Origin of the sequence: Microcystis aeruginosa FD4, assembly GCF_009792235.1 — a bacterium.
Taxonomy (GTDB): domain Bacteria; phylum Cyanobacteriota; class Cyanobacteriia; order Cyanobacteriales; family Microcystaceae; genus Microcystis; species Microcystis viridis.
This window is the reverse complement of the sequence record NZ_CP046973.1, coordinates 2,143,082-2,167,678: the sequence shown is the minus strand read 5'-3', so window position 1 is coordinate 2,167,678 and position 24,597 is coordinate 2,143,082. Positions and strand designations below refer to the sequence as shown.

At 43.0% G+C, this 24,597-nt stretch carries 33 protein-coding genes and 1 pseudogene; 26 read left to right on the top strand and 8 right to left on the bottom strand.

The window, feature by feature from the left end:
- Positions 1-562: 562 nt before the first annotated feature.
- The 4 genes from ldpA to GQR42_RS11020 are packed head-to-tail and all read left to right on the top strand — an operon-like array spanning position 563 to position 4,149.
- Complete coding sequence (ldpA, locus tag GQR42_RS11035; RefSeq protein ID WP_158200023.1) at positions 563-1,564, top strand: circadian clock protein LdpA; 1,002 nt, start codon at positions 563-565, stop codon at positions 1,562-1,564.
- Positions 1,565-1,615: 51 nt separating this feature from the next.
- Positions 1,616-3,427 carry a R3H domain-containing nucleic acid-binding protein gene (locus tag GQR42_RS11030; protein WP_158200022.1) on the top strand — a complete coding sequence of 604 codons (1,812 nt, stop codon included), beginning with the start codon at positions 1,616-1,618 and terminating at the stop codon, positions 3,425-3,427.
- A gap of 11 nt (positions 3,428-3,438) precedes the next feature.
- Positions 3,439-3,702, top strand: coding sequence for a hypothetical protein (locus GQR42_RS11025; RefSeq protein ID WP_158200021.1), 264 nt, complete (start codon positions 3,439-3,441; stop codon positions 3,700-3,702).
- Between the two features lie 57 nt (positions 3,703-3,759).
- The gene (locus GQR42_RS11020; RefSeq protein WP_158200020.1) at positions 3,760-4,149 is read left to right on the top strand and encodes a hypothetical protein; all 390 of its coding nucleotides are present in this window, start codon (positions 3,760-3,762) and stop codon (positions 4,147-4,149) included.
- Between the two features lie 32 nt (positions 4,150-4,181).
- Here the strand turns inward: GQR42_RS11020 and GQR42_RS11015 are convergent, their stop codons facing one another.
- Positions 4,182-4,559 carry a DUF5615 family PIN-like protein gene (locus GQR42_RS11015; RefSeq protein ID WP_158200019.1) on the bottom strand — a complete coding sequence of 126 codons (378 nt, stop codon included), beginning with the start codon at positions 4,557-4,559 and terminating at the stop codon, positions 4,182-4,184.
- A 5-nt stretch (positions 4,560-4,564) separates the two neighbouring features.
- A complete protein-coding gene (locus GQR42_RS11010) occupies positions 4,565-5,008 on the bottom strand; it encodes a transcriptional regulator (protein ID WP_158200018.1) in 444 nt (147 codons plus the stop codon).
- 172 nt (positions 5,009-5,180) lie between these two features.
- On the opposite strand from GQR42_RS11010, the gene GQR42_RS11005 reads away from it, so the two are divergent.
- The 10 genes from GQR42_RS11005 to GQR42_RS10965 all read left to right on the top strand — a co-directional run bounded on the left by GQR42_RS11005 (position 5,181) and on the right by GQR42_RS10965 (position 11,442).
- Positions 5,181-5,405, top strand: a complete 225-nt coding sequence (locus GQR42_RS11005) for a hypothetical protein (protein WP_158200017.1) — start codon at positions 5,181-5,183, stop codon at positions 5,403-5,405.
- Entirely contained in the window at positions 5,389-5,811 is a 423-nt protein-coding gene (locus tag GQR42_RS11000; protein WP_158200016.1) for a type II toxin-antitoxin system VapC family toxin, read from the top strand. Before GQR42_RS11005 ends, GQR42_RS11000 begins: the two co-directional genes overlap by 17 nt.
- Positions 5,812-6,128: 317 nt before the next feature.
- Positions 6,129-6,944 (top strand): Cof-type HAD-IIB family hydrolase, encoded by an 816-nt coding sequence (locus tag GQR42_RS10995; protein WP_158202448.1) that lies wholly within the window; start codon positions 6,129-6,131, stop codon positions 6,942-6,944.
- A gap of 19 nt (positions 6,945-6,963) precedes the next feature.
- The gene (locus tag GQR42_RS10990) at positions 6,964-7,116 is read left to right on the top strand and encodes a hypothetical protein (protein WP_158200015.1); all 153 of its coding nucleotides are present in this window, start codon (positions 6,964-6,966) and stop codon (positions 7,114-7,116) included.
- The gene (locus GQR42_RS10985) at positions 7,106-7,840 is read left to right on the top strand and encodes a dienelactone hydrolase family protein (RefSeq protein ID WP_158200014.1); all 735 of its coding nucleotides are present in this window, start codon (positions 7,106-7,108) and stop codon (positions 7,838-7,840) included. The genes GQR42_RS10990 and GQR42_RS10985 overlap by 11 nt, the downstream gene beginning before the upstream one ends.
- 96 nt (positions 7,841-7,936) lie before the next feature.
- Complete coding sequence (locus tag GQR42_RS10980) at positions 7,937-8,794, top strand: S1 RNA-binding domain-containing protein (RefSeq protein ID WP_158202447.1); 858 nt, start codon at positions 7,937-7,939, stop codon at positions 8,792-8,794.
- A gap of 39 nt (positions 8,795-8,833) precedes the next feature.
- Positions 8,834-9,004, top strand: a complete 171-nt coding sequence (locus tag GQR42_RS27705; RefSeq protein WP_199273384.1) for a hypothetical protein — start codon at positions 8,834-8,836, stop codon at positions 9,002-9,004.
- A gap of 21 nt (positions 9,005-9,025) precedes the next feature.
- Positions 9,026-9,883, top strand: a complete 858-nt coding sequence (locus GQR42_RS10975; protein WP_158200013.1) for a DUF6671 family protein — start codon at positions 9,026-9,028, stop codon at positions 9,881-9,883.
- A gap of 13 nt (positions 9,884-9,896) precedes the next feature.
- Positions 9,897-10,556 carry a class I SAM-dependent methyltransferase gene (locus GQR42_RS10970; RefSeq protein ID WP_158200012.1) on the top strand — a complete coding sequence of 220 codons (660 nt, stop codon included), beginning with the start codon at positions 9,897-9,899 and terminating at the stop codon, positions 10,554-10,556.
- A gap of 25 nt (positions 10,557-10,581) precedes the next feature.
- On the top strand, positions 10,582-11,442 hold the full coding sequence (locus GQR42_RS10965; RefSeq protein WP_158200011.1) for an NAD(P)-dependent oxidoreductase: 861 nt from the start codon (positions 10,582-10,584) through the stop codon (positions 11,440-11,442).
- A gap of 309 nt (positions 11,443-11,751) precedes the next feature.
- Here the strand turns inward: GQR42_RS10965 and GQR42_RS10960 are convergent, their stop codons facing one another.
- From GQR42_RS10960 to scpB, 3 genes are all read right to left on the bottom strand, one after another.
- On the bottom strand, positions 11,752-12,102 hold the full coding sequence (locus GQR42_RS10960; RefSeq protein WP_158200010.1) for a DUF760 domain-containing protein: 351 nt from the start codon (positions 12,100-12,102) through the stop codon (positions 11,752-11,754).
- A 141-nt stretch (positions 12,103-12,243) separates the two neighbouring features.
- The gene (locus GQR42_RS10955) at positions 12,244-13,479 is read right to left on the bottom strand and encodes an RNA-guided endonuclease InsQ/TnpB family protein (protein WP_158200009.1); all 1,236 of its coding nucleotides are present in this window, start codon (positions 13,477-13,479) and stop codon (positions 12,244-12,246) included.
- Between the two features lie 149 nt (positions 13,480-13,628).
- Positions 13,629-14,147: an SMC-Scp complex subunit ScpB gene (scpB, locus tag GQR42_RS10950; protein WP_158200008.1), complete on the bottom strand. Its 519-nt coding sequence runs from the start codon at positions 14,145-14,147 to the stop codon at positions 13,629-13,631.
- Between the two features lie 61 nt (positions 14,148-14,208).
- On the opposite strand from scpB, the gene GQR42_RS10945 reads away from it, so the two are divergent.
- The 6 genes and pseudogenes from GQR42_RS10945 (at position 14,209) to GQR42_RS10920 (ending at position 17,518) form a co-directional block, all read left to right on the top strand.
- A complete protein-coding gene (locus tag GQR42_RS10945; protein ID WP_158200007.1) occupies positions 14,209-15,024 on the top strand; it encodes an inositol monophosphatase family protein in 816 nt (271 codons plus the stop codon).
- A gap of 123 nt (positions 15,025-15,147) precedes the next feature.
- Positions 15,148-15,324 (top strand): annotated as a pseudogene (locus tag GQR42_RS29950) (BrnT family toxin); the annotation flags it as partial.
- A 6-nt stretch (positions 15,325-15,330) separates the two neighbouring features.
- Positions 15,331-15,669 (top strand): hypothetical protein, encoded by a 339-nt coding sequence (locus GQR42_RS10935; RefSeq protein ID WP_158200006.1) that lies wholly within the window; start codon positions 15,331-15,333, stop codon positions 15,667-15,669.
- A 27-nt stretch (positions 15,670-15,696) separates the two neighbouring features.
- On the top strand, positions 15,697-16,047 hold the full coding sequence (locus GQR42_RS10930) for a hypothetical protein (protein WP_158200005.1): 351 nt from the start codon (positions 15,697-15,699) through the stop codon (positions 16,045-16,047).
- Positions 16,022-16,201: a hypothetical protein gene (locus GQR42_RS10925; RefSeq protein ID WP_158200004.1), complete on the top strand. Its 180-nt coding sequence runs from the start codon at positions 16,022-16,024 to the stop codon at positions 16,199-16,201. Before GQR42_RS10930 ends, GQR42_RS10925 begins: the two co-directional genes overlap by 26 nt.
- Before the next feature lie 171 nt (positions 16,202-16,372).
- The gene (locus tag GQR42_RS10920) at positions 16,373-17,518 is read left to right on the top strand and encodes a DNA cytosine methyltransferase (protein ID WP_158200003.1); all 1,146 of its coding nucleotides are present in this window, start codon (positions 16,373-16,375) and stop codon (positions 17,516-17,518) included.
- Here the strand turns inward: GQR42_RS10920 and GQR42_RS10915 are convergent.
- Both GQR42_RS10915 and GQR42_RS10910 read right to left on the bottom strand, forming a co-directional pair.
- Positions 17,493-18,230 (bottom strand): hypothetical protein, encoded by a 738-nt coding sequence (locus tag GQR42_RS10915; RefSeq protein WP_158200002.1) that lies wholly within the window; start codon positions 18,228-18,230, stop codon positions 17,493-17,495. The two genes, GQR42_RS10920 and GQR42_RS10915, sit on opposite strands and share 26 nt — an antisense overlap.
- Positions 18,208-18,459 carry a helix-turn-helix domain-containing protein gene (locus tag GQR42_RS10910; RefSeq protein WP_158200001.1) on the bottom strand — a complete coding sequence of 84 codons (252 nt, stop codon included), beginning with the start codon at positions 18,457-18,459 and terminating at the stop codon, positions 18,208-18,210. The genes GQR42_RS10915 and GQR42_RS10910 overlap by 23 nt, the downstream gene beginning before the upstream one ends.
- A 153-nt stretch (positions 18,460-18,612) precedes the next feature.
- On the opposite strand from GQR42_RS10910, the gene der reads away from it, so the two are divergent.
- The 6 genes from der (at position 18,613) to GQR42_RS29500 (ending at position 24,260) form a co-directional block, all read left to right on the top strand.
- Positions 18,613-19,971 (top strand): ribosome biogenesis GTPase Der, encoded by a 1,359-nt coding sequence (gene der, locus GQR42_RS10905; protein ID WP_149975193.1) that lies wholly within the window; start codon positions 18,613-18,615, stop codon positions 19,969-19,971.
- A 3-nt stretch (positions 19,972-19,974) separates the two neighbouring features.
- Positions 19,975-20,850, top strand: coding sequence for an energy-coupling factor transporter transmembrane component T family protein (locus GQR42_RS10900; RefSeq protein WP_158200000.1), 876 nt, complete (start codon positions 19,975-19,977; stop codon positions 20,848-20,850).
- A complete protein-coding gene (locus GQR42_RS10895; RefSeq protein WP_158199999.1) occupies positions 20,840-21,058 on the top strand; it encodes an ATP-binding protein in 219 nt (72 codons plus the stop codon). Before GQR42_RS10900 ends, GQR42_RS10895 begins: the two co-directional genes overlap by 11 nt.
- A 216-nt stretch (positions 21,059-21,274) precedes the next feature.
- Positions 21,275-21,886, top strand: coding sequence for a DUF3318 domain-containing protein (locus GQR42_RS10890; RefSeq protein WP_158199998.1), 612 nt, complete (start codon positions 21,275-21,277; stop codon positions 21,884-21,886).
- A 116-nt stretch (positions 21,887-22,002) separates the two neighbouring features.
- Positions 22,003-24,108, top strand: coding sequence for a DNA helicase RecQ (recQ, locus tag GQR42_RS10885; protein WP_158199997.1), 2,106 nt, complete (start codon positions 22,003-22,005; stop codon positions 24,106-24,108).
- 29 nt (positions 24,109-24,137) lie between these two features.
- Complete coding sequence (locus GQR42_RS29500) at positions 24,138-24,260, top strand: hypothetical protein (RefSeq protein ID WP_257792631.1); 123 nt, start codon at positions 24,138-24,140, stop codon at positions 24,258-24,260.
- A 54-nt stretch (positions 24,261-24,314) separates the two neighbouring features.
- Here GQR42_RS29500 and GQR42_RS10880 read toward each other — a convergent pair whose 3' ends face one another.
- The gene (locus GQR42_RS10880; RefSeq protein ID WP_002740130.1) at positions 24,315-24,557 is read right to left on the bottom strand and encodes a hypothetical protein; all 243 of its coding nucleotides are present in this window, start codon (positions 24,555-24,557) and stop codon (positions 24,315-24,317) included.
- Positions 24,558-24,597: the final 40 nt, after the last annotated feature.

Sequence of the window (24,597 nt, the reverse complement as noted above, 5' to 3'; positions counted from 1 at the left end):
TGGTCGGCTCCGCGTTCCCCTTTCCATTCTCAATAAGGCGTTGGGGTTGGGTGGTTTTAGGTAAGTTTTGACCTAAAATTGCTAGAAAATTGGTAGCTAACTAGGGTTTGCGGCAAAAAGTTTTTCGTGGGGGTAGGGTGTGGGGTTTAGGGTGTAGGGTGTAGGGTTTTACCGATTTTCAGGCGGTCAATTACCTAATTTTCAGGGAAAAAGTGCCTAAATTTCCCCCCCGATCACTCCAAAGGCTGGTACTTTTTGATTTCAAAAAAGCCTAAAAATATTATCCAACAAGGTTTTTAGATTTATTCAGCCAGCCCTAACTAAATGATTGTAAAATCCGGGCCTTCATGCTGCCAAACTTCTCTTAAATCGACCTTTTCAAGCTTGGATAATTGCACAGCTTCTCCTTTTGACCGCTAACGGCTGAACTGATCTGCTATCATCAACTTCGGATGATATTATTAGTCTAACTCTTGGTCGGGTGCAGTGATTGGTTAGACAGATTTAGTATCAGAGCAGCACAAGGCTGACGTTTAGGGGCTGGCTGCGATAGGATAAAAAAGTGCTAGATAAAAACTCCTCTCCCTTCTGGTCCTTAGTTGCGGGTCACTGGTTCAAGCTCATCTGTGGAGCTAGTTACCAGGATTTGCCCACGATTCGCAACCTCGCTTTGACCTATACTATGGCCGGGGCTGATTGTATTGATGTGGCCGCTGATCGAGCCGTGATCCTTGCGGCCCGCGAAGGCATCGAAACCGCCGAAAAAATCGCCGGATTCCCTGCCAATCGACGACCTTGGTTAATGGTCAGTCTCAATGACGGTGAAGATCCCCACTTTCGTAAAGCTGTCTTTAATCCGCAACTCTGTCCAGTCGATTGTCCCCGTCCCTGCGAAAAAATCTGTCCCGCTGATGCTATCGATGGGGAAGGAGTGATTGAACAGCGCTGTTATGGTTGCGGTCGTTGCTTACCCGTTTGTCCCCGGCAAATAATCGAGACCAAATCCCTGGTCTGTCAACCCGCAGAAATCATCCCCTTAATTATCGAAATGGGAGTCGATGCGATCGAAATTCATACCCAAGTCGGTCATGGAGAGGAATTTGCTCGACTCTGGCCAGCGATCGCACCTCTAACTAAAAACTTAAAAATCCTCGCCATAAGTTGCCAGGATGATCAGCAGATCATTGATTACCTCCACTATCTGCGAGAAACTATTTCACCCCTAAGCTGTCCTCTGATTTGGCAGACTGACGGCCGGCCGATGAGCGGCGATATCGGCAAAGGAACCACCCACCCAGCCATTAACATGGCCAAAAAAGTCCTCTCCGACAATCTAGCTGGATTTGTGCAGTTAGCCGGGGGAACCAATGACCATACCGTGAGCAAATTACAGCAACTGGGACTGAGAGAAAAAATCGCTGGTATTGCCTATGGAAGTTACGCCCGTTCATTGATTTTGCCAATTTTAGAGCATTTAGACCAGCCTAACCTTGAAAATGACCCCCAAGCCTACCAAGAAGCCGTTAAAGCCGCTTCTGTTCTCTTGGCTCAATTAAAAGCCTAGCCTTGGTCAAAAAACTATAATATTTTTTTAATTGACAACTAACCCCTAAATGTGTTAGACCCCAAGAAAATCTTGGAAATAAAAACAGCCAATAATCGCCAAAACCTTTTATTATTAATGCCAGAAACCCTACCCTCCTCTCGGATGCCAGTGACCGACGATTTAAACAAACTCTTGGCAATTCTACCCGCACGGATTCGCAGCAAAATCGAGGAACAGCCGCGGCAGCATCAACTGATCGAAGTGGTTATGGATTTGGGACGTATACCAGAAGCGCGTTTTCCCGATGGGGCGATCGATCTGGGGGACGAACCGATCTCAAAAGAAGAAATCCAGTATTCGATCGCCCGGGTGGGCAGTTTTAGCGGCGATAATCGCGCCGGGATTGAACGCACCCTGCACCGCATCAGTGCCATTCGCAATCGAGACGGGGAAATTATCGGTTTAACCTGTCGTATCGGTCGGGCTGTTTTCGGTACGATCACCCTGATTAACGACCTGGTGGAAACGGGTAAATCCCTGCTGCTGCTCGGTCGTCCGGGGGTAGGGAAAACCACGGCCCTGCGGGAAATAGCCCGAGTTTTAGCCGACGATCTCAATAAACGGGTAGTGATTATCGACACCTCCAACGAAATCGCCGGGGATGGAGATATTCCCCATCCGGCCATCGGTCGCGCTCGTCGGATGCAGGTGGCCCGTCCGGAATTGCAGCATCAGGTGATGATCGAAGCAGTGGAAAACCATATGCCAGAGGTGATCGTGATTGATGAGATCGGTACGGAATTAGAAGCTCTGGCCGCTCGCACGATCGCCGAACGCGGGGTGCAGTTAGTGGGAACCGCCCACGGCAATCAATTAGAAAATTTAATTAAAAACCCGACTTTATCGGATTTAGTCGGGGGAATTCAGGCAGTAACTCTTGGAGACGAAGAAGCGCGCCGCCGGGGTTCTCAGAAAACCGTTTTAGAACGCAAAGCACCGCCCACCTTTGACATTGCCATCGAAATGTTGGAACGTCAGCGCTGGGTCATCCACGAAGACGTATCCACCACTATCGACCAACTGCTGCGGGGACGGGAAGCAATTGCCCAAATCCGTTGGGTAGATGAGCAGGGAAAAGTACAAGTCACTCAGGAAGAACCAAAACCGGAAAACTTGACCCCTTTGCGTCGCAATTATCTGCCGGAAATGGATAAACCCAAGGGATGGCGCGCCGATGGCCGGATGACTCCCGTGGCCCGTTTCGGTGCGGGCCCCCTCAACCGGGAAAACGATTTCGATCGCCTCCTCGAACAATCTTGGCTGCAGGAAGAACCGGAAACGGAAAAAGTCCGCGTCCCCGGTCCTAATGGCGAAGATTGGCCGGTTTATGTCTATCCCTACGGAGTCAGTCGCGCCCCGATCGAACAGGTAGTACAGGCCCTAGATTTGCCGATCGTTTTGACCAAAGATTTACAGGGGGCCGACGCGGTGCTGGCCCTGCGTTCCCACGTTAAAAATCAGTCAAAATTGCGGCAAATTGCCAAAGTACGACAAATTCCTATCCACGGCATCAAATCCAATACCCTACCGCAAATTTCTCGCGGTTTAAAGCGGATTTTGGGCATTGATGACCCGATGAATCAGGAAGGTGCGGATCTGCGTTTATTTGCCCGCGGCGGTAGCGATGACGAGATCGAAGCTTTAGAGGAGGCCCGGTTAGCGGTGGAACAAATCGTTATTCCTACCGGCCAACCGGTGGAGTTGCTGCCGCGATCGGCGAAAGTGCGAAAAATGCAGCACGAATTAGTGGAACATTACCGTCTCCAATCCGATAGCTTCGGAGAGGAACCGAATCGCCGGATTCGCATCTATCCAGCTTAGGAGTCGGGAATTTGCAGCGACGCACGCTCATCATTCTAGGTACAGGGGCGGCGATCGGTGCGGTGGACGTCCGGATTATCCATCGTCCCGAATCGGCGGCGGAATTACCCGCTAAAATGCCCCTAGCTGCAAGAATTAAGCTCTGTCTCGATCTGGCTAAGATTAAACTAGCCACTACGATCGACTATCTCGATAGTTATGCCCGTCGGGGCATTCTCTATCCCTATCTTACCCATCCAGAGCCATCGGGTTTTAATTTCTTCAATTGGCGGTAGTGATCCGATAGTAGTGGCGTAGCTCTCTTGCTTATCTAGCCTGAGTTGTGTAGAATATTGACTAATAAAAATAATTACCTGATCAATGTCAAGAATTTGCTTTTTATGATTGCTGTTTTTATCAAAATCTTCTCTTGGATTATTAAATTTTGGTTGGATTGCGATGAAGATTTAGAACATAATCTTCTAACAAAAGATTCACCAGCTTCAATATTTCGTTGTCCTAAATGTGGTTCTTGCCATACCATCAAAAATGGTTCTAAACATAATGGCAAACCCAAACGTAAGTGTAAAATACCCAATGCATTCTATAACACTAACGAGCAGATTATTACGAGTAAGTTGACGACTGAAGTTGGGGAAGCAGCGGCGATCGCTCTCTTGAAAGACCAGTATGCGGTGGGGACGGTGACGGCGAAGATTGTTCAACCGAAGCCTGATGGTTAACTATTGTTTAACCCCCATTGTGCCCAAACGAATCAAATTTTTGGCTTCAAATAAACAAGTCGGTTTGTCCAATCCCGCTTGCCTTGCAGCTCCCATAAGGCTAAAAGCGAACGAACCAAAAGACCAAAATTGCTAGGGGGAATGGACTGATAATCGATAAAAATAACGCCACTATGACTTTTCTGAGCTTCTCCCCATTCGCACAAAAGCGGGGGAATACTGTTCTGGTCGTATGTTACTAGAGTTAACTGGGCGACCGTTGCCGCTTTTAAGATGATTTCATCCGAATCACCCAAATACCGACCTTCTTGCCAGGTGATTAAGGGAAAAATCAGGATTTCTGGACGTTTGCGACTAATTTGTTCGGCAACCGTCGGAGAAATATGTTCATCTAATAAAAAAGATAGCATTTTAGCTATTCCCTGATCGTGAGCGGGGAATCAGGAGAAACCGTAATCGTTTCCAATTGGGGTAAGAGTCGTTTTATCGTCGTTTCATTGAGGGTTTGAGCATCGGCGATCGCAGTTTGCACTTCTGACCGATAGGCTTCGGCATAGAGCAGGGCGGAGCGTACCCATTCGAGGGGTCGATGAAAATGTGCCGCCGTTTTTTCTTCATCTAGCGCGTAGCTTTGAGCAATTTGAATTACTTCCCACAGAGCCAAACTAGAGTTTTTTAGGTAGGGTTGCCGCCCCAAAGGAGAATGGCGAAATTCAATATAGGGGAACTCGCTTTCTCGGAGGGATTCCTCGATTAAAATCGCGCTGGTTTCACTAGGGGTTTTTCCTAATCGACGGGCAAACCGTTTCAGTCTTTCTGCTGTGCGGTCGGGGAGTCGGGTACTAACAACTTGGGACATAAATTTTTTCAACTTTTAATTACACTGTTTACATTGTAACTCGATTCATTGTCCCAATGTCCTTTATTTAAGGAATGACCGTTCAGATAAGCTAGAACCGCGTCACGGCATATCATAGAAAAATAGCCGCATCGAGAGAGAAGCTAATGTTAATAAATAACCAGGGGCAATTATGGCAGTTACTCCAAAACCAGAAAAATTAATCAGTGAGCCTTTGTCAGAGCAAGAGGCTAAAGCCTTGAATATCCCGTCCCTTTCTAACTCTTCCCAAAATAGTAAAGCTATTTTTCTGCAACAGGCAGGTACTTTAAGTGATGATAGTTCTCTTGCTGACCTAAGAGACTCTATTTACCAAGCAAGGGGACGTTCTGAAACTGAAGATGATGTATCTTCTTGACACGGATACTTTAACTGATCTCCACGCTGGCAACACTAACATCATCAATCGCTTAGAAAGCTTACAAGATGAGGAAGTCGCCATTACGATTGTCACCAAGGTAGAAATTTTACGCGGGCGGATAGATTATCTGCTTAAGGCTTTTTCAGGCAGGGATTTATTGAAAGCACAAGAGCTTTTCTCTCGTTCAGAAACCTTATTAAATCAACTTCCTGTAATTTTAATTGACCCAGATGCAGCCAATCAATTTGACCGCTTACAAGGTATTTCTAAATTCCGCAAAATTGGCAGAGCAGATTTGTTAATTGCTAGTATCGCCTTAGCTGATCAAGCAACTCTAGTAACTAGAAATCTGCGACATTTTAGACAAATTCCGCATTTATTCTTAGAAAATTGGGTTGATTAATTCCCGTTCCGGCTCTTCTAGGTTCTGTGTGATAAGTTTAACTTACATAGGATCGATCTTTGTGTCCTCTGTGTCTGGTGTGGTTCCTTCCACTCCCTCGCCAGCAGGACTGTATCTTAGAATACATTTTACCCACCAAATCCAAGAGAGCCCCGTTCCGAATTGTGAGCAAGATTGAGAGAAAAGTCCGCTCAAGCGTTGATAGAATCGCCTTGATTGATAAACGGTTGGGAGTCTTAACAGACTACTTAATTCTTGCCCTTTTTGAGGGGGGAAGTGGCAAACTATTAACTGTTACCGTTGAATGGGAAAAGACTGTGGATATTCGCTTAATCGTTGTTGATGTGGATGGAACGATCGCCGGGGATAACAATCAGGTTAATCCGGCTGTGGTGCAAGCGGTCTCGGCCGTCCAAAAAAAGGGGATTCCCGTCGCTATCGGCACTGGCAGGATGTACCGCTCGGCTTTACGTTTTCATCAACGCCTTAAATCCACTTTACCCTTAATTGCTTACAATGGCGCTTGGATTCAAGATCCTGTTTCTCAAGTTCACCATCGACATACTCCCATTTCCCCCGACTTAGCGATCGATCTTTTAGATTATCTTGAACAACCCCAATGGCAAGAGAAAATCTCCCTTAATTTTTATATGGACGATGTGCTTTATGTGCGGCAATTAAACGCGGAAACGGAATTCTATCGGCAGCGATCGGGTATTATGGCCGAAGCAGTGGGAGATTTACGCAAAGTGGCCCACAAAACTACTAAAATCCTGGCCATGGGGGAAGATAAGCAATTTATCGCTGAGATTTGGCAGCATTTACAGCAACGCTATCAAAATCAAGATTTATACTTTACCCAATCGAGTCCGACTTTTTTTGAAGTTACCCACGTTGAGGCCACCAAGGGAAGCGCCGCCCAATTTTTGGCCGAAGATATCCTAGGATTACAACCGCAAAACGTCATGGCGATCGGTGATAATTTTAATGATGTTTCTATGCTCACCTATGCTGGTCTCGGTGTTGCCATGGGTAATGCTCCCCAAGCCGTTAAGGATCAAGCCGATTGGGTTGCCCCCAGTGTAAACTTAAATGGGGTGGCTGCGGCTTTGGAAAAGTTTGTTTTAATTTGAGGAATGGGGGAATGGGGAAGTGGGGGAATGGGGAAGTGGGGGAATGGGGGAATGGGGGAATGGGGAAGTGGGGGAATGGGGAATTTTAACTAAAACCCTAACACCCTACAATCCTACAGCCCTAACACCCCAACACCAATTCGCTTTTTATCGAGAAAATTATGACTATTAATACGCAAACTGTTACGATTTCTAACAAAGATATTGACATCGATGCCTATTTAGCCATTCCCGATCGAGTGGGAATTTATCCAGCAATTATCGTGATTCAGGAAATATTCGGCGTAAACGACCATATTCGCGATGTTACCCGCAGAATTGCCCAAGAAGGCTATATAGCGATCGCTCCTGCCATTTATCAGCGATTTGCTCCCGGTTTTGAAACGGGGTACAGTATGGCAGATATCGAAATCGGTCGTCAGTACAAGGAACAAACCAAAGCAGCCGAATTACTCAGCGATATCCAGGCCACCATCGATTATCTTTATAGTTTGCCACAGGTGCAAAAAACCGGTGTCGGCACGATCGGTTTTTGTTTTGGTGGTCATGTGGTTTATCTTGTCTCCACTCTAGAGGATATCAAAGTTACTGCCTCTTTTTACGGTGCGGGAATCACCACGGGAACCCCCGGGGGTGGCCAAGCGACAGTGAAGGTGACTCCCCAAATCAAAGGGACAATCTACGCATTTTTCGGGGTGTTAGATACCAGTATTCCTCAGAAGCAAGTGGATGAGATAGAAAACGCATTAACCCGTTATCAAATTCCTCATCGAGTTTTCCGCTATGAAAATGCCGACCATGGCTTTTTCTGCGACCAAAGAGCTAGTTATAATGCTAAGGCGGCCAAATCTGCCTGGGATCATGTGCTAGAGTTATTTAGCCTTCTTAAATCTTAATGGTCTGACTCCTCAAGCTTCAGCTTACACTGGAAGCAGCTCGAAATTATACTTGTAACTATTCTATTTATCATGACACCGAACCCTGCCTTTTCCATGGACGATTTTGCCAAAGCTCTTGATCAATACGATTATCAATTTGAAAAAGGGCAAATCGTGCGCGGGAGAGTCGATCAACACACCTCCGATGGAGCATACATCGATATTGGCGGCAAATCCTCCGCTTTTATTCCTTTAAGGGAAATTTCCCTCGAAAATGTTACTTCCATTGCTGAAGCTTTACCCATAGGTGCAGAATTCGATTTTCTGATTACCCGTGGACAGGATGCGGAAGGACAAGTTACCCTGTCTCTGCGGCAATTATTACTACAAAAAGCTTGGGAAAATGTCAGGGAAATCTCTGAAAGTGGCAAGTCGGTACAGCTGCGCGTCACGGGGGTGAATAAGGGGGGAGTGACGGGAGAGGTGGAAGGATTAAAAGGATTTATCCCTCGCTCCCATTTAATCGAAAAAAATGATTTAGATTCCCTGATCGGACAACTTTTAACCGCAACTTTTATTCAAATCGACCAAGAAAATAATAAATTAGTTTTATCTCAGCGAGAAATTGCTCGCGCTAACGCTATCAGTCAATTAGCTGTGGGTAAATTATTAAGTGGCACCGTGGTTAAATTACAACCCTACGGTGTCTTTGTCGATTGCGGTGGAGTGACGGGATTACTCCATGCTAAACAGGTGACAGGAGCCTTTTTTAATTCTCCCATGACTTTCTTTAAAGTTGGTCAAGCAATTCAAGTGGTGGTCGCGGAAATTGACGAATATAAAAACCGCATTTCCCTATCTACGAAAATCCTCGAAGCGCACCCCGGCGAAATTCTCGAAAACTTTGCAGAAGTCATGGAAACAGCAGCAGAAAGATTAAAACAAGCTCAGGGAAAAACAATGGACAGTTAAATTAGGGGATGGGTGTTAGGGAAATGGGGAAATGGGGAAATGGGGAAATGGGGAAATGGGGAAATGGGGAAATGGGGAAATGGGGAAATGGGGAAATGGGGAAATGGGGAAATGGGGAAATGGGGAAGTAGGGAATTTCAACTAAAAACCCCAAAACCCCAAAACCCCAAAACCCTAAAACCCCAAAACCCTAAAACCCTAAAACCCTAAACCCCTTTTTCCGTGATCAAGATGTTTCAAGAAAAGATGTTTCAAGATCGGATAGCAATTTTAGGGACTATGCACGGAAAAGAGCGGGTAATAGCGCCGATTTTAGCGCAAGAAATAGGCCTTAAGGTGATTGTACCCGATAATTTTGATACCGATCGCTTTGGCACTTTTACCCGGGATATTAAGCGCATCGGGACACAAATTGAAACCGCTCGCAGGAAGGCACAACAAGCGATCGAGCTTTCGGGATACGATATCGGAATTGCTAGTGAGGGTAGTTTTTATCCCTATCCCAACTTGCCGTTAGTTTCCTGTAATCGTGAATTGATTTTATTACTCGATCGAGTCCATAATCTAGAAATAATTGGTCAAGCAATAGTCACGGAAACCAATCACGCTCACCAAACTGTAACTAATCTAGCAGATGCTTTAGAATTTGCCGAAAAAATCGGCTTTCCTAGTCATGGTTTAGTGGTGATGTTTGATAAAAATTCTCTCGACTCCGAGCAGATTTTTAAGGGAATTACTGACCAGAAAAATTTAGTTAAAATTGTTAAAGATATTCTTGACAAAAACGGCAAAGTACACCTAGAAACCGATATGCGCGCTATGCACAATCCCATGCGGATGAAAGCGATTGCAGCTGCGACAGCAAATCTGGTTCAGAAACTTAATCAATTATGTCCTAACTGTGGTTGTCCGGGGTTTGATATTATCGAAAGAAAAGCGGGTTTACCCTGTGGTTTATGTCACTTTCCCACCTCTTTAATTAAACTGGAACTATACGGTTGTCAAAGCTGTGATTATCGAGAGGAAAAACTCTTTCCCAACGGTGAAAAAACCGCCGATCCGATGTATTGTGAATATTGTAATCCTTAAAGATAGCTTTTCTATGGAAAGAATTTTAGAACCAGAAGTAATGGATGATTGGGAAGAAGCGATCGAATATGATGCCATGGACTTCACGGAAGTTAATACTAATTTCGCTAAAGAAGCCGTACAATTGGCTGGTATTAATGCTAAGGTATTAGATGTAGGAACTGGCACTGCACGCATTCCGATTATGATCAGTCAACTACGTCCCCAATGGCAAATTATCGCTATTGATCTGGCCGATTCTATGTTAGAAATTGGTCAAAAAAATATCCTTAATGCTAACTGTCAAGAAAAGATCAAATTAGAAAAAGTTGATGGTAAAAATCTTCCCTACCAATGCGAGCAATTTGATTTAGTTATTTCTAATAGTTTAATCCATCATCTCGAAAATCCTCTGCCTTTTTTACGGGAAATTAAGCGAGTTTTAAAACCGAATGGTGGCATTTTTTTAAGAGATTTATTCCGTCCCGATTCCGAGGAAATAATCCAGGGGATGGTGAGGGAAATCGATCCTAATTTTTCTCCTCGACAAGCGCAACTATTTCAAGATTCTCTCCAGGCCGCTTTTACCATAGCAGAAATCGCCGATTTAATCCAGCAGTCGGGATTAAAAAATGTTAAAATTTATCAGTCTTCCGAACGTCATTGGACAGCCATAAAAACAAGTAAAAACTAATCACTAAATCAGGAAAAATTGAGTTATGAAAGTTGGATTTTTGGGAACGGGATTAATGGGAAAGCCAATGGTAGAAAGATTATTAAATCAGAAAATTTCTGTTATTGCCTATAATCGCACCTTAGAAAAATTAGCACCTTTACAGCAGTTGGGAGCCAAAACAGTTAGCTGTTCCGAGCAAGTTATTCAAGAGGCAGATTGTCTGATTTTAATGTTAACTAATGCTGCCGCTATCCAAGAGGTTTTAGGATTAAATTCCGAGCAATCTAACCTCAATAATCGTACTATTATCCAGATGGGAACCATTGCCCCTTCTGAAAGTAAACAACTGCGAGATCAAATTGTTGCTAAAGGGGGAGAATATCTAGAAGCACCCGTGTTAGGAAGTATTCCCGAAGCTAAAAATGGGACTCTCTTAGTTATGGTGGGAGCAACGGAGAAACAGTTCCATCAATGGTCAAATTTATTAGCAAATTTTGGTCAAGAACCGATGTTAATCGGGGAAGTGGGAACCGCTGCGGCGTTAAAATTAGCTTTAAATCAATTAATTGCCTCTCTAACCAGTGCTTTTGCTTTGAGTTTAGCTTTTTTATCCCAGCAAGGAGTAGATATAGAAAAGTTCATGACTATCCTACGTCAAAGTGCCTTATATGCGCCTACTTTTGACAAAAAATTAACCAGAATGTTAGAAGAAAATTATACTAACCCTAATTTTCCCACTAAACATTTACTCAAAGATGTCAATCTCTTTTTAGAGGAATCGGAGAAGTTAGATTTAACCACTTTTCCTCTAACAGGAGTGCAGCGCGTTCTTGAAAAAGCTTTAGAAATGGGATTAGCAGAGCAAGATTATTCAGCTTTATACGGGGCGCTGAAAAAAGAATGATAAACTGCTTGGCAACATCAAAACGACTCTCTTTGGTTTGTCTAGTCGGACAACTGATAGGAGAAAAACTGGTAAAAGGCTTTAAATTTTCCTTAAGCTTTGTTGAGGTAGCCGGAAGAGGGGTTTAGAGTGGGAAGTGATGGAATTTTGGGCATATTTTCCTATGACGCTGACTGAATTTGGATTATTAGCGGGTTTACTTGTCCCCGGTATCCTGCTCTCGATTTTGGTGATGGTGAGTTTTGCCAAAGGGGGCTAAAAACCGATAGAGACACCGATGAAAGTGTCTCTATCTTTTTGGGGTGAAGATTAATCTATTTTTGGTTTTTTGCCTAATTTAATTGATTCTGTAGCTAACAAAATTGATTCTAAATGATGGCGCTTCTCCACTTGACCGAGGAAATAACCTGTCATCATCGCTGAAGCGAGAAGATTAGCCAAATTCTCGCGGTCGGTGGTAATTTGTACCGCAAAATCCTCTGAGGGCAACATTCCCACCAATCCCCTGACGTTTTGCGAGATAATATCTTTAATTTCGCTACTGACCGATTGGGCTATTCTCTCAAGGGTTTCAGGATGCTGCCGCTGGAGATACTGCATCAGACCGTTATCATTTTGTTCTTCGGTTTCCCAGGGAAAAAAATCAGGATTAAAAGTCATCAGAACTCCCACGCTGTAGTGGTTATTGGCTCTAGGTTAACAAATCGCTCTTCTTGATTGCCTGAAGTCCCCCCCATCTTCCTCAAGTTTAGCTCAGTGATCGGAAACGTTCACCGCTCAACTAAACTTACTCAAACTTACTTAAAAGCCTGAAAGCTTAGTCATTCGTAGTGGGTCAAGCACTACAGGATTAAACGGCAAACCCTTTATTCCCTGGTCAATGACATCAGGAATTACTTTTCTAATGATGTTAAATGCACCATTGACATCGGCATTTAATAACTGATTTGTTCCCATTTTATAAAGTCCTCTAGCTAACCTTTTTCCTTTAAATAATGGTTTTTCTTCACCATATTTAGGTAACTCATCCCTATCTAAAGCACTGGATTGTGAGGTATAGGATTCTTCAGTTATTATGACTTTTATCCCTTTTAATTGAGCCTTGTAGGTTAACATTTCTATTAATCTATTATGGGGAATATTGACAAATTGTTGATTATTCCTTTTTCCTAGATTAAGAGATTGTTTTATCCGCTCATTATGCCCAATTATTAACGTCCCTATTTGATGAATAGTACACCAATCTATTACTCTTTTACTGGCTGTGTGTAGATAATTTTCTACTCGACAGTTTCGTTTATGGGTCAGGAATAGCAATCTCTTAGATGAGGGTTGATTATTTTGGGTTTTCAGTTGAGATTGTAAGCGGGAACGTTGTTTGTTGTAGAAGGTGTTAATTGCTTTTAACGGTCTGCCATTTACCAAAAGAGGTGCTACACCTGTTTGATTTGTAGTTACAGCCATTAAGTTATTAACTCCTAAATCTACCCCAGCTATCTCTTGTTTATCTGTGGTTTCCGACCGTCTTTCATAGACTATTTCAATGACATAACAGCTACTTTTGGGGACAATTCTCACTTCAATTATTTCTCTTCGGGAAGTGGTCATTTTTAACTCGCTCATAGACAAGTGACAAATTCCTTCTTTTAAAGGTTTTTTATAAATTGATTCCTGAGAATATATCAGCAGGTTTCTTCCTTTGGTTTTGTCCTTATACTTAATAATTTTGGGTTTTCCTAAAAATTTTTCAGGGTGTTTTTTCCAAGCTTTAAAAGCGGCAAAATAACTAACCCAAGCCTGATCTAATCTTCTGATTATCTGCTTGCTCACTTTCGTGGGTAAAGCTAAATAATCTGAGGTTTTAGATACCAGATGATAGAGTTGATTAAAACTCAGTTTTTGGGAGTTTTCAAAGAAATATTGGCGATAATGGTAGTTAGCTAGATTGAACAAATTTTTTGACAAAAAGGCATAATGATCGATTTCTGACCATAAGGGATGGTTTTGACTGATAATATGACGTTCAACTAGCTTCATATTTTGATTATACCTGATAACGTTCTTAAAATCTATCGGTGGCCAAAGTTACTTATTTTAGTTATCTAGCTACAGAAATGAGTAACTTTAAAAAGCTTTAGGTAGGTTTTTGGTTTCTGTGGTTAACCCATAATATACCCTCTCTCTCCTTATTCCCGATCAGTAGATTCCAGAATACCCTGTTCCCTAAGATTGTCAACCTCGAAATATTGATGAAATTTATCGGTTACTTCTAACCAGTACGATCTACCTTCGTTTTGCTTGCGTTTTCTGACAAATCCTCGTTCTACCAAGTCCTGAACCTGTTGATAGGCCGTACTGCCCCGTAAATTAATTAAATCCGCTTGCAAAATCGGTGCTTTTAGTGCGATCGCGGCCAAAGTGCGGAGGGTTCCCGTGCCTAATTCGGCCGGGATCAGGTCTTCGATCAAATTCTGATAAGCTGACCGCAATTGTAAACTATAACCGAGGGGGGTTTCCACCACTTCCAAGGCACTATCCCGGTGTGCATAATCGGACATTAACTCGATCATAGCATCTGCTACCGTCAAGCGATCGCTGTTGGTTAATGTCACCATCTCGGTTAAGGGGACAGGCTGCCCTTTTAGGTAAAGTATCGCTTCTAGACGGGTAGCTAGTCTGATCTCCTGGTGGGGTTCCGCGCTCAATCTCGACTACCTAAGTTTAGACAATGATTTGATATTCTACTAGAAGACGAACGAGAAAATTATGGAAACTTTTTGGAGTCAGGTTTTAGACTTTTGTTATCAGGCTACCGGCCAGGTGGGCGATCGCTTACTGGCCGATTTTGGCAAACTACAGGCCACCAATAAAGCAGACGGGACTTTAGTGACGGCTGCCGACCGTTGGTCCGATGGCGAATTGCGATCGCTAATTGCCCGCACTTTCCCGGATCATGGAGTCTTAACCGAGGAAACTACCCATATTTTCCCAGATCAAGAATGGTGTTGGGTAGTGGATCCGATCGACGGCACGACTAATTTTACTCGCGGTGTTCCCATCTGGGGCATTTCCCTGGGACTTCTCTACCGAGGGACTCCCGTGTTCGGATTTGTTGATCTCCCCTGCCTGAAACAGGCCTATTATGGTTATTGGTACGGTGAGACGGGTTTAACTGGTCCAGAGGGAGCCTACCGCGACGGTCAACCGATTCACACCAGCGACGATTTTCCCAGCAAAAATCATCTGTTTAATCTCTGCGCTCGTAGTACAGATGTATTTAAAAATCCCTTTCCCTGCAAAGTGCGGATGATAGGAGTGGCTAGTTATAATCTGCTTTTGGTTGCCGATGGCACTGTCTTGGGAGGAGTGGAAGCAACCCCAAAAGTCTGGGATATTGCCGCAGTTTGGGCGATTCTACAGGCCGCAGACGGGGTATTTATCTCTTTAGGAGAAAAGATTTTTCCCTTACAGGTGGGGGAGAATTATGGGGATCGATCCTATCCCTGTTTAGCCGTAGCTCGATCGAATTTAGCGCCGGTTTTCTTGCCTTTAGTCAGTTTTCTCAAGGATGCCAATAATTAGCTGCACTGACTTTTGTTTCTTCGGGTTAAACTAGCAAGGCAATTTGACTGGGACGCGAATAATATCGAGCATATTTCAAGACATAATCTAATTCCAGCAGAAGTGGAGTAGGTTTTTCAGGATACAACAAAAATAGGGACGGCATCAAGGAAGACAGAGAGGGAAAAACGTTGGGCTATAATTGGGAGGAGCTATGGCGGACGTATTTTATTTATTGTCTATACTCGCCGGGATCAAAAAATTCGAGTAGTTACAGCTAGAGATGCCACCTTTTCTGAAAAAAGACTCTATCGGAGATGAACAATTATGACTCAATTTGTAGCCAAAAAACTGACAGAAATCCATAGTTGGGAAGAAGTTCCTGATTTTAACTCTGAATCAGAAGAAGCGGATTATTGGGCTAATTATAGTTGGGCGGCAGATTTTTTTCAGCCGCCACAATTTATGAGAATTATTCTTGAAGAGATACAATTGTTGCTGGAACGACTAGGGGATTGTTTAGAGGAAATACAAGAATTAGGAAAATGGGAAGCAGAAAAAACAGCCGCGGATTTTCTCAGATTAATAAGACGAGATATTGAAGGGATTCTTTGTCTAGCTAATCAATATCTGCGTCTGCTGCCGCCAGCTTTAATTATTGCTTGATCGCTCCTTGAAACCTTTGGTAATTTAATGTGGATACTTAATGAAACTGAGGAAAATAAACGAGAAATAAGACTGGTAAGGATGATTAACTCTGAGATTGAGGAAACTAAAAAATATATCAAATACTTAGAGGAATTGAAATCAAACCCAGATAAAGTTGCTCAACTTAAAGAAGATAAGCAATCATTAGAGAATTACAAAAAAGAGATTGTGAAGAATATATCCAATTGTCCTCAACTGGAGAAAGATAGTAATAAGAATAAGCCTGATTTTAAACAAATAACTACTGAAATTCATAAGCCAGAAATTTATCCATGTTATGCTAGATTATCTCAGTCTATCCACGGCAGTCATGCCGCTACTTGGATTTATAAGTAATCTCTCGGCAATAGCGGAACTTTTGGGGAAATTATTGCAGCATATCATTGGCATACACCTTAGTATAGCTGGGAGAAAATTTCTGCAAGAATTTGCCGGTAATCCCGACAGATTTATTGATGGAGAAATCCAGAATCGTCTAGAAAAGGCCTGAAAGTCCTTACAAGAAAACAGATAAATCAACCAAGGTCGATCGCAAATCGCTATGATAGAATATTGGCTCTTTAATTTCCGTCCCCTCCTGCTGTTATGAAACTGCCTGTCGTCGCTATTATCGCTATTATATTTAGTTGACAAGAGGCTCCGAATACGATAGTATTCAACCATGAAACAACAAATTATCGACTTATTTTCTGGTGCGGGCGGATTGACCACGGGATTTCATTTAGCCGGGTTTGAATCTATCTGTGCAATTGATGTAAATGCGAAAGCATTAGCAACCTATCAACATAATTATCCTAAAACACGCACTTTTCAGGAAGACATCCGCAAAGTTAATCCATCAGAACTGCGCTTATACTTAGGTTTACAAAGAGAAGAATTAACCGCCCTTATCGGGGGTCCACCCTGTCAAGGATTTTCACGAAATATCCCAGCTGGATATCGCTATCTTAATGATTCTCGCAATCATTTATATAAGTCTTTCTTAGAATTTGTTCAAGAGTTTCGTCCTCTTCATGTAGTCATGGAAAATGTTCCTGAAATTTTGAAAGCTTATGGCGGTATCATCAGAGATGAAATTGTAGCACAGTTAGAATCTTGGGGTTATCAAGTAGTTACTACCTCCCTAAACGCCGCTTATTATGGAGTGCCACAAACTCGCTCAAGAGCCTTTTTTTTAGCTAGTCTAGAGCGTTTACCATCCCTTCCCCAAGCAACTCATTCTGGTGATATCAGAAGTGATTATAAAGCTGTAAAATCTTGGACACAGCTTACCTTACTAGAACCAAATATTGCCCCAGTTACTACTGTTAAAGATGCCATTGGTGATTTACCTCCTTTAGAAGCAGGACAAGCTTATGATCACGAAATTTATACTAGGGAACCCGAGACCATATATCAACAGAAGATGCGTGAGCAAAGTCAAAAAATTGTTAATCATATTGCCCGTGCTTTAACACCAATTCAAATGTCAAGAGTGCAAATTTTGGCGGAAGGACAAGATGCGAGAGATTTACCTGCTGAATTAGCACCGAAAAAACACTATAGCGGGGCCTATGGTCGACTTTCTTGGGATAAACCAGCAAGAACAATTACAAGGTGGTTTTTTCATCCCGGTTCTGGCAGATTTTTTCATCCGACCCAGAATCGGACAATCACAATTCGTGAAGCAGCAAGATTACATTCTTATCCCGATCATTTTCACTTTTTAGGGACTTATACTGATATGGCCTCTCAAATTGGAGAATCTGTGCCACCACTGTTAGGCAAAGTGGTAGCAGACTCTATGGGACAAAATCTTGAGTATTAGTTTGGGTTTGTAGCGCTGCAAAAATTGTCTCCACATATCGATCTATTGTCAGACGATTTCTCTCAATTCTCAGACGAATAGCGGCAGCGGGGATTGTTCTGCTTCTAAACAACTGTTTCTGATTTTTGTACCAAACTAACTGAGTTTTGCCAGCGATGCTTCCCTGTAAACCTGCCCCTACTCCCCCAGTTTTTTTATCTATTGCCCATGCCCAAGAAAAAACATTGGGATCAAAAGGATTAAGGGGGTATTCACAGTAAACATATTCATTGCCCTCTCGGTTTTTTAGCAATATTCCCTCATAGCTGTTGATGACATTTTGAGCAGTTTGACTGGAGCGAATCTTCTCGTTCCAGTGTTGAATAATAGCGGTTCCCAGTTGTGCGGGGGAAGATTGCAGATTCAAAGAGGGAACCCCAAGTTGAATGGCTTTTTTGATAATATCTGCTCGTTGAATTACGAACAAAAAGGTATTATCTGTAGTTAAACTATTCAGTTGTAGAGATTTTAGCGACCAACCACGGGCAGTTTTACTGTCCACTGCATCGTAGAGTAGTTTGCTTCTGCCTAGGGCAGGATCGGATAAAGGAATATTCTTGATATAATGAAAAATTGCTTCCCAGCTATAATCCTCGATCGAGCCAATCAATGGTGAGGCAATTGCGGCTAGAATGGCCTGCTTTAGTCTTTTAGTCTCGTCGTTCGTTAACACTTAGGGATTCCTCTACGGAATACAAAAATTCACTCATCCTCAGACCTAAAGCATTAGTAATATGACTAAGCACTCTCACTGATGGACTTTTTAATCCTCGCTCTAGTTGACTGATGTAAGTTCTATGCAGACCTGTTATTTCCGCCAAATACTCTTGCGACCACCCTTTTTCTTGGCGATAACGCTGTAGCTCTCGTCCTAAAATTTGCTCTAGTTGACCAGATTGCATAAGCTGGATTTTAGTCTTTTGTACACAAAAGTTCTACAGACTAAAGTATTCAATGTCTCAGCGCTGAACAGAAACGCTATCAATCAACCAAGTTCGATCGCAAATCGCTATGATAGAATATTGGGTCTTTAATTTCCGTCCCCTCCTCCCTTTATGAAACTGCCTGTCGTCGCTATTATCGGTCGTCCCAATGTGGGCAAATCCACCCTCGTCAATCGTATCGCTGGAGATCAACAGGCGATCGTGTTCGATCAACCCGGGATTACCAGAGATCGCACCTATCAACCAGCTTTCTGGTGCGATCGAGATTTTCAAATTGTCGATACAGGAGGGCTAGTTTTTAACGATGACAGCGAATTTCTCCCTTTAATCCGCGAACAGGCTTTAATCGCCCTAGCAGAGGCAAGTGTGGCGATTTTTGTCGTCGATGGCCAGGCAGGAATTACCGCCGGCGATCGAGAAATTGCCGCTTGGTTACGACAGCAAAATGTCCCGATACTTTTGGCCGTCAATAAATGTGAATCGGTGGAACAGGGTATCCTGCAAGCGACGGAATTCTGGGAATTAGCCATCGGTGAACCCTTCCCCATCTCGGCCATTCACGGCTCTGGTACAGGAGAACTACTCGATGCGGTGATTAAATATTTGCCACCCGCGGCGGAAATTCCCGAAAATGAAGAGATTAAAGTGGCAATTATCGGTCGTCCTAACGTGGGTAAATCCAGTCTCCTCAATGCTTTAACTGGACAACAACGGGCGATCGTTAGTCCGATTTCGGGAACCACCAGAGACTCGATCGATACTTTAATTGAACGAGAAGGACAGGTTTATCGGTTAATTGACACCGCTGGCATTCGCCGTAAGAAGAATGTGGACTATGGAGCCGAATTTTTCAGTATTAACCGTGCTTTTAAGGCAATTCGCCGGTCTGACGTGGTGCTATTCGTCATCGATGTGCTAGATGGTGTCACCGAACAGGATTTAAAATTGGCGGGACGAATCATTGAAGAAGGGCGCGCGGTGGTGCTAGTAGTCAATAAATGGGATGCGGTGGAGAAAGACACCTACACCATCAATACTTACACCAAAATGCTCCAAGATCGGCTGTATTTCATGGATTGGGCAGAAATGATCTTTGTCAGCGCCATGACGGGGCAAAGAGTCACCAAAATCCTCGAATTAGTCGATATTGCCGCCGAATCTCACCGTCGTCGCGTCAGTACCTCGGTAATCAACGACGTGATCGAAGATGCGGTTAAATGGCACAATCCCCCCACCACCAGGGGCGGAAAACAGGGGAAACTATACTATGGCACACAAGTATCGAGTCAACCCCCCACGATCGCCCTTTTCGTTAACGATCCCCAGCGCTTTAATGATAACTATCGCCGTTACATCGAAGGGCAATTCCGGCAACAGTTAGGCTTTAAAGGAACCCCGATCCGCTTAATCTGGCGCGGCAAACCGGCGCGAGAAGTGGAAAAAACGGTTAATAGAGCCACCAAGGTCTAATTTATGGATTTATTGCGAAGTTTGCCCATCGGTCTTTATCTCGATCAACCGATTACCCGACTACATCAACTAGATGCCCGGGTAAAATTTATCTGGTTAATGGCTTTTTTAGCAGCACCTTTATTAGCTAATGCTTGGTGGCGTTTAGCTTTGGTGGGATTGTTAATGTTGTTAACCCTGCTGGCACCTATTCCCCCCCGCGTCTGGCGGCAACAGATGGGCTGGCTGATATTTTTGGCGATTATCGTCTTTCTGATTACTGCTATCACTCCCGATGGTTTAGGGGTGAGTATTCAGCCGCGTTTACCCGATGAAGGGCTGAATTTACCGCCAGCAAGTGATTATCAGTATGTTTTATGGGATAGAGGCCGTTTATTTGTTACCCGACGTTCTTTGGAATTAGCAGTGAGAATTAGTACCCTAATTTTTACTTTAATTTATAGCACTAATCTCTTTTTGTTGACGACGGCCCCAGAAGAAATTACCGAAGGTTTAGAGAATTTAATCAGTCCTTTACGGCGATTTAATGTGCCGGTGACGGAAATTTCTCTGACTCTGACCCTGTCTTTGCGCTTTATTCCTCTGGTTTTAGAAGAAGTGCAAAATCTAGCTAGGGCAGTGCGAACTAGGGCGATCGATTGGCAAAAATTAGGGATTAAAAGAAGTTTAAACGTCTGGTTAACAGTAGTGGAAAAATTACTAGATAATTTGCTTTTGCGCGCCGAACAAATAGCGATCGCTATGGAGGTTCGCGGTTTTACCAGTCCCAATCAGCATCAGGTACGCTGGCACCAATTACAGTTAAGATGGCCTGATTTTATTGCTTTATTTTTGTTGATTCCCTTTTGGGCAGCCCGATTAGTTTGGGGTGGTTTATAGCAGTTATCAGTTATCAGTTAATAGACCGGGTATCGCTCCCGAATATCAAGGAAAAATTTTTGAGCGAGATCAAACCGAAAATACAGACATAGGTCTATCAATTGTCAAAAAAATTCTTGATAATCAAGGAGAGAGAATTTGGATAGAATCCCGCTCAGGTGAAGGGGCAAGTTTTTATTTTACTTGGCATAAAAATTCTCCTAGTTAGCTTATAATTAATCGTGCAAAATTGAATACTAAATCCTGTGGAAAAGGTATAGCAGAGTAGGGAGAAGCGATTTTTGCTCCCCTTGTCCCTTCCGTCGGCAAACCCCGGCGTTTTTTCTATCTTAACAAAACTCAACTTTGAGAAAATTGTCGGAAAAGAGATATTAGCTCAGAAAGCGATTATACTCAATGATCGAAGACTATTGGCCGGCGATCGATGAACCAAGACAACGAGATTAGTCATTTACTAGACCTCATGCCTGCTTCGGGACGGATGATGACGCGCATTGTCAGCAAACCCGAAAGCAGCAAGGTAATCGAAACTAATTTTCCCCTGCCCTGGCAAAGAGGAGTCAGACCGATTCCAATTAATTTTGACCTCTGGCGGCAATTATCAAGACCCCAACGGGATTTAGTCTTGTTAAGGGCCGTCTGTGTTTTAACGGCAGTAAAATGGTTTAAACCCGATCTCGATCGAGTAATTGCCCTAGCTGGTATGATCGGTTTAACCGTGGAAACCCTGCAAACCGATGCCGTCGGTATGGCAGTAGCAGGGGGTTTAACTGCCTTGGCAATTAACCGGATTTGGCGAGAAAAACGCAGCCCCCAACGGGAATTAGACGCGGATGAAGCAGCCCTAAAAGTGGCCGTTAGACGCGGTTACACGGAAACCGAGGCCGCTAAAAGTTTATTATCGGCGATTGAGACTATAGCCGAAATTGAAGGGCGATCGAGTCTCAATTTTAACGAGTTATTGCGCTGTCAAAATCTAAAAAAATTAGCCAATCTCTCCTTTGTTGGTGTTCCCGATCAGGTGAGACAATCTTAAGGTCAGTTGTTTTGGCTATCAGCTTTCTTTTTACCGATCGCTGATTACTGACTACTGATTACTTAAATCCCTAACCCTAAAATAACTACTATAAAAATAATTTTTCCCCTTGCTCAATGGCTGCAATTGACTCTTTAGAAAAAGTCTTAAAATATCACTTTGGCTACGATCAATTTCGACCGAATCAACGCCAAATAATTGAGGCTGCTTTAAATAATCAGGATTTATTAGTAATTATGCCCACCGGAGGCGGTAAATCTCTCTGTTTTCAGCTACCTGCTTTAATCAAAAAAGGGGTGACGGTGGTGGTTTCTCCCCTAATTGCTTTAATGCAGGATCAAGTAACTGCTTTAGCTGATAATGGCATCGGGGCAACATTTCTCAATAGCACTTTAAACGCTAAACAAGTCAGAGACAGAGAATCTTTAATCCTACAAGGAAAAATTAAACTGTTATATGTGGCTCCAGAAAGATTATTATCGCCTAGTTTTTTAGATTTTTTAGCTGTTATTGATAATTACCTCGGTTTAGCCTGTTTAGCGGTGGATGAAGCTCACTGTGTCTCCGATTGGGGTCATGATTTTCGCCCTGAATATCGACAAATTAAACAAGTCCGTCAACGCTTTCCCTCCGCACCAATTCTCGCTTTAACTGCCACCGCTACCCAACAGGTTAGGGAAGATATTATCCAACAATTAGGATTGCGAGATACTTCCATTCATATTGCTAGTTTTAATCGTCCTAATCTTTATTATGAAGTTCAACCTAAAACCAGTAAATCTTATCAGCAATTGTATCAATATATTAAAGGACAAAAAGGAGCAGGAATAGTTTACTGTATCAGTCGCAAAACCGTCGATAAAGTTGCCGAACAGTTACAAAAAGATGGTATTGATGCCCTACCCTATCATGCGGGTATGGAGGATCGGGAAAGAAGCCAAAATCAAACCCGTTTTATTCGGGATGATGTGCAGATTATGGTGGCGACAATTGCCTTCGGTATGGGGATTAATAAACCCGATGTGCGCTTTGTCGTTCATTATGATTTACCCCGCAATTTAGAGGGATATTATCAAGAATCTGGCCGCGCCGGTAGGGACGGAGAACCGGCTAAATGTACCCTCTTTTTTAGCTTTGCCGATGCCAGAAAAATTGAGTATTTTATTAACCAAAAAACCGAGCAAAATGAACAACAGAAAGCTCGTCAACAATTGCGACAGGTGTTAGATTATGCTGAAGGGACTGAATGTAGAAGATCGAGCGTACTAGGTTACTTTGGAGAAAGTTTTGCGGGTAACTGTGGTAACTGTGATAACTGTCGGAATGGAACAAATAACCAGGATTGGACGATCGAAGCACAAAAATTTTTATCCTGTGTGGCCCGGACGGGACAGAAATTCGGTATGATGCACATAATCAACGTGCTGAGGGGAGGAAAAGGTGAAAGAATCACCCAATATCAACATCATTTATTATCCACTTATGGCATCGGTAAAGATAAAACTCTCGGGGAGTGGAAACGTTTAAGTCGTTCCCTTGTCCAGCAAAATCTACTGGTAGAAACAGAAGACGATTTTAGAATCTTGAAACTTAATCAACATAGTTGGGAAGTGATGCGGAAAGAACGTTCTGTGTTTATTGCCGTCCCCCAAAAAGCTAACGGTCCAATCTTGGGAGACGACAATCCCAATACGGTGGAAAGTGATTTATTATTCGAGCGCTTGCGGCAACTGCGGAAAAAAATTGCCGATAGTCAAGGGGTTCCTCCCTACGTTATTTTCCATGATTCTAGTCTGCGTTTGATGGCCCAATCAAAACCTCGAAGTTTAGGACAGTTTCGTCAAATTTCTGGAGTAGTACAAAGCAAAGTTCAACAGTATGGGGATATATTTATAGCGGCAATTAATGATTTTTGTCAGGATAGTCTTCCCTCTACTCAATTCCTCACTCTCCAATACTATCAAGATGGGTTGACTGTGGAAGAAATCGCTCGCAAAAGAAGCTTAAAAGTCTCAACCATCTATGAACATTTAGCTAAATTGCTGGAAGCAGGTTACGAAATTGATATTAATCAGTTAGTCTCTAAAAATAAACAGGAATATATTCGTTTAGCGATCAAAAAAGTGGGCGATCAATCCCTGAAAACTCTCAAAGAAAATCTGGGAGATAATTATAGTTATGAGGAAATTAAATTAGTTGTTGCTTGGCAAAGACGACTTTAAAAGCTATAGGAGAGAGGGAATTATGAATTATGAATTATAAATTATCAAGTGGGGAAGTGGGGAAGTGGGGAAGTGGGGAAGTGGGGAAGTGGGGAAGTGGAGAAGTAGGGGAGTTTTTTTCAGTAAACAGTGAACTGATCACTGATCACTGATAACTGATCACTGATAACTGATCACTGATCACTGATAACTGAATTAAGCAACCCCTATTTAGGGGACAAGCGTTCTTGAATTTTATTAATCGCCCAGCTTAAAATCGCCCCTGCAATTAAAATACTAATAGCAGGATTGAATAAAGGCAGCCAAAGACGCTGAAAAAGTTTAAATCCTAGGGGAATTCCTGTGGATTCACCGATAACAGCCACGGCAAACCAGAGAAAACCCGCTATCACTAAAAACACATCAAATATTAAGATTCTATTCAACCACTTGACAAATTGCTCTTTCATTGCGGCAAAAACTTAGGTTATTTAACAGTTGATTTACGAA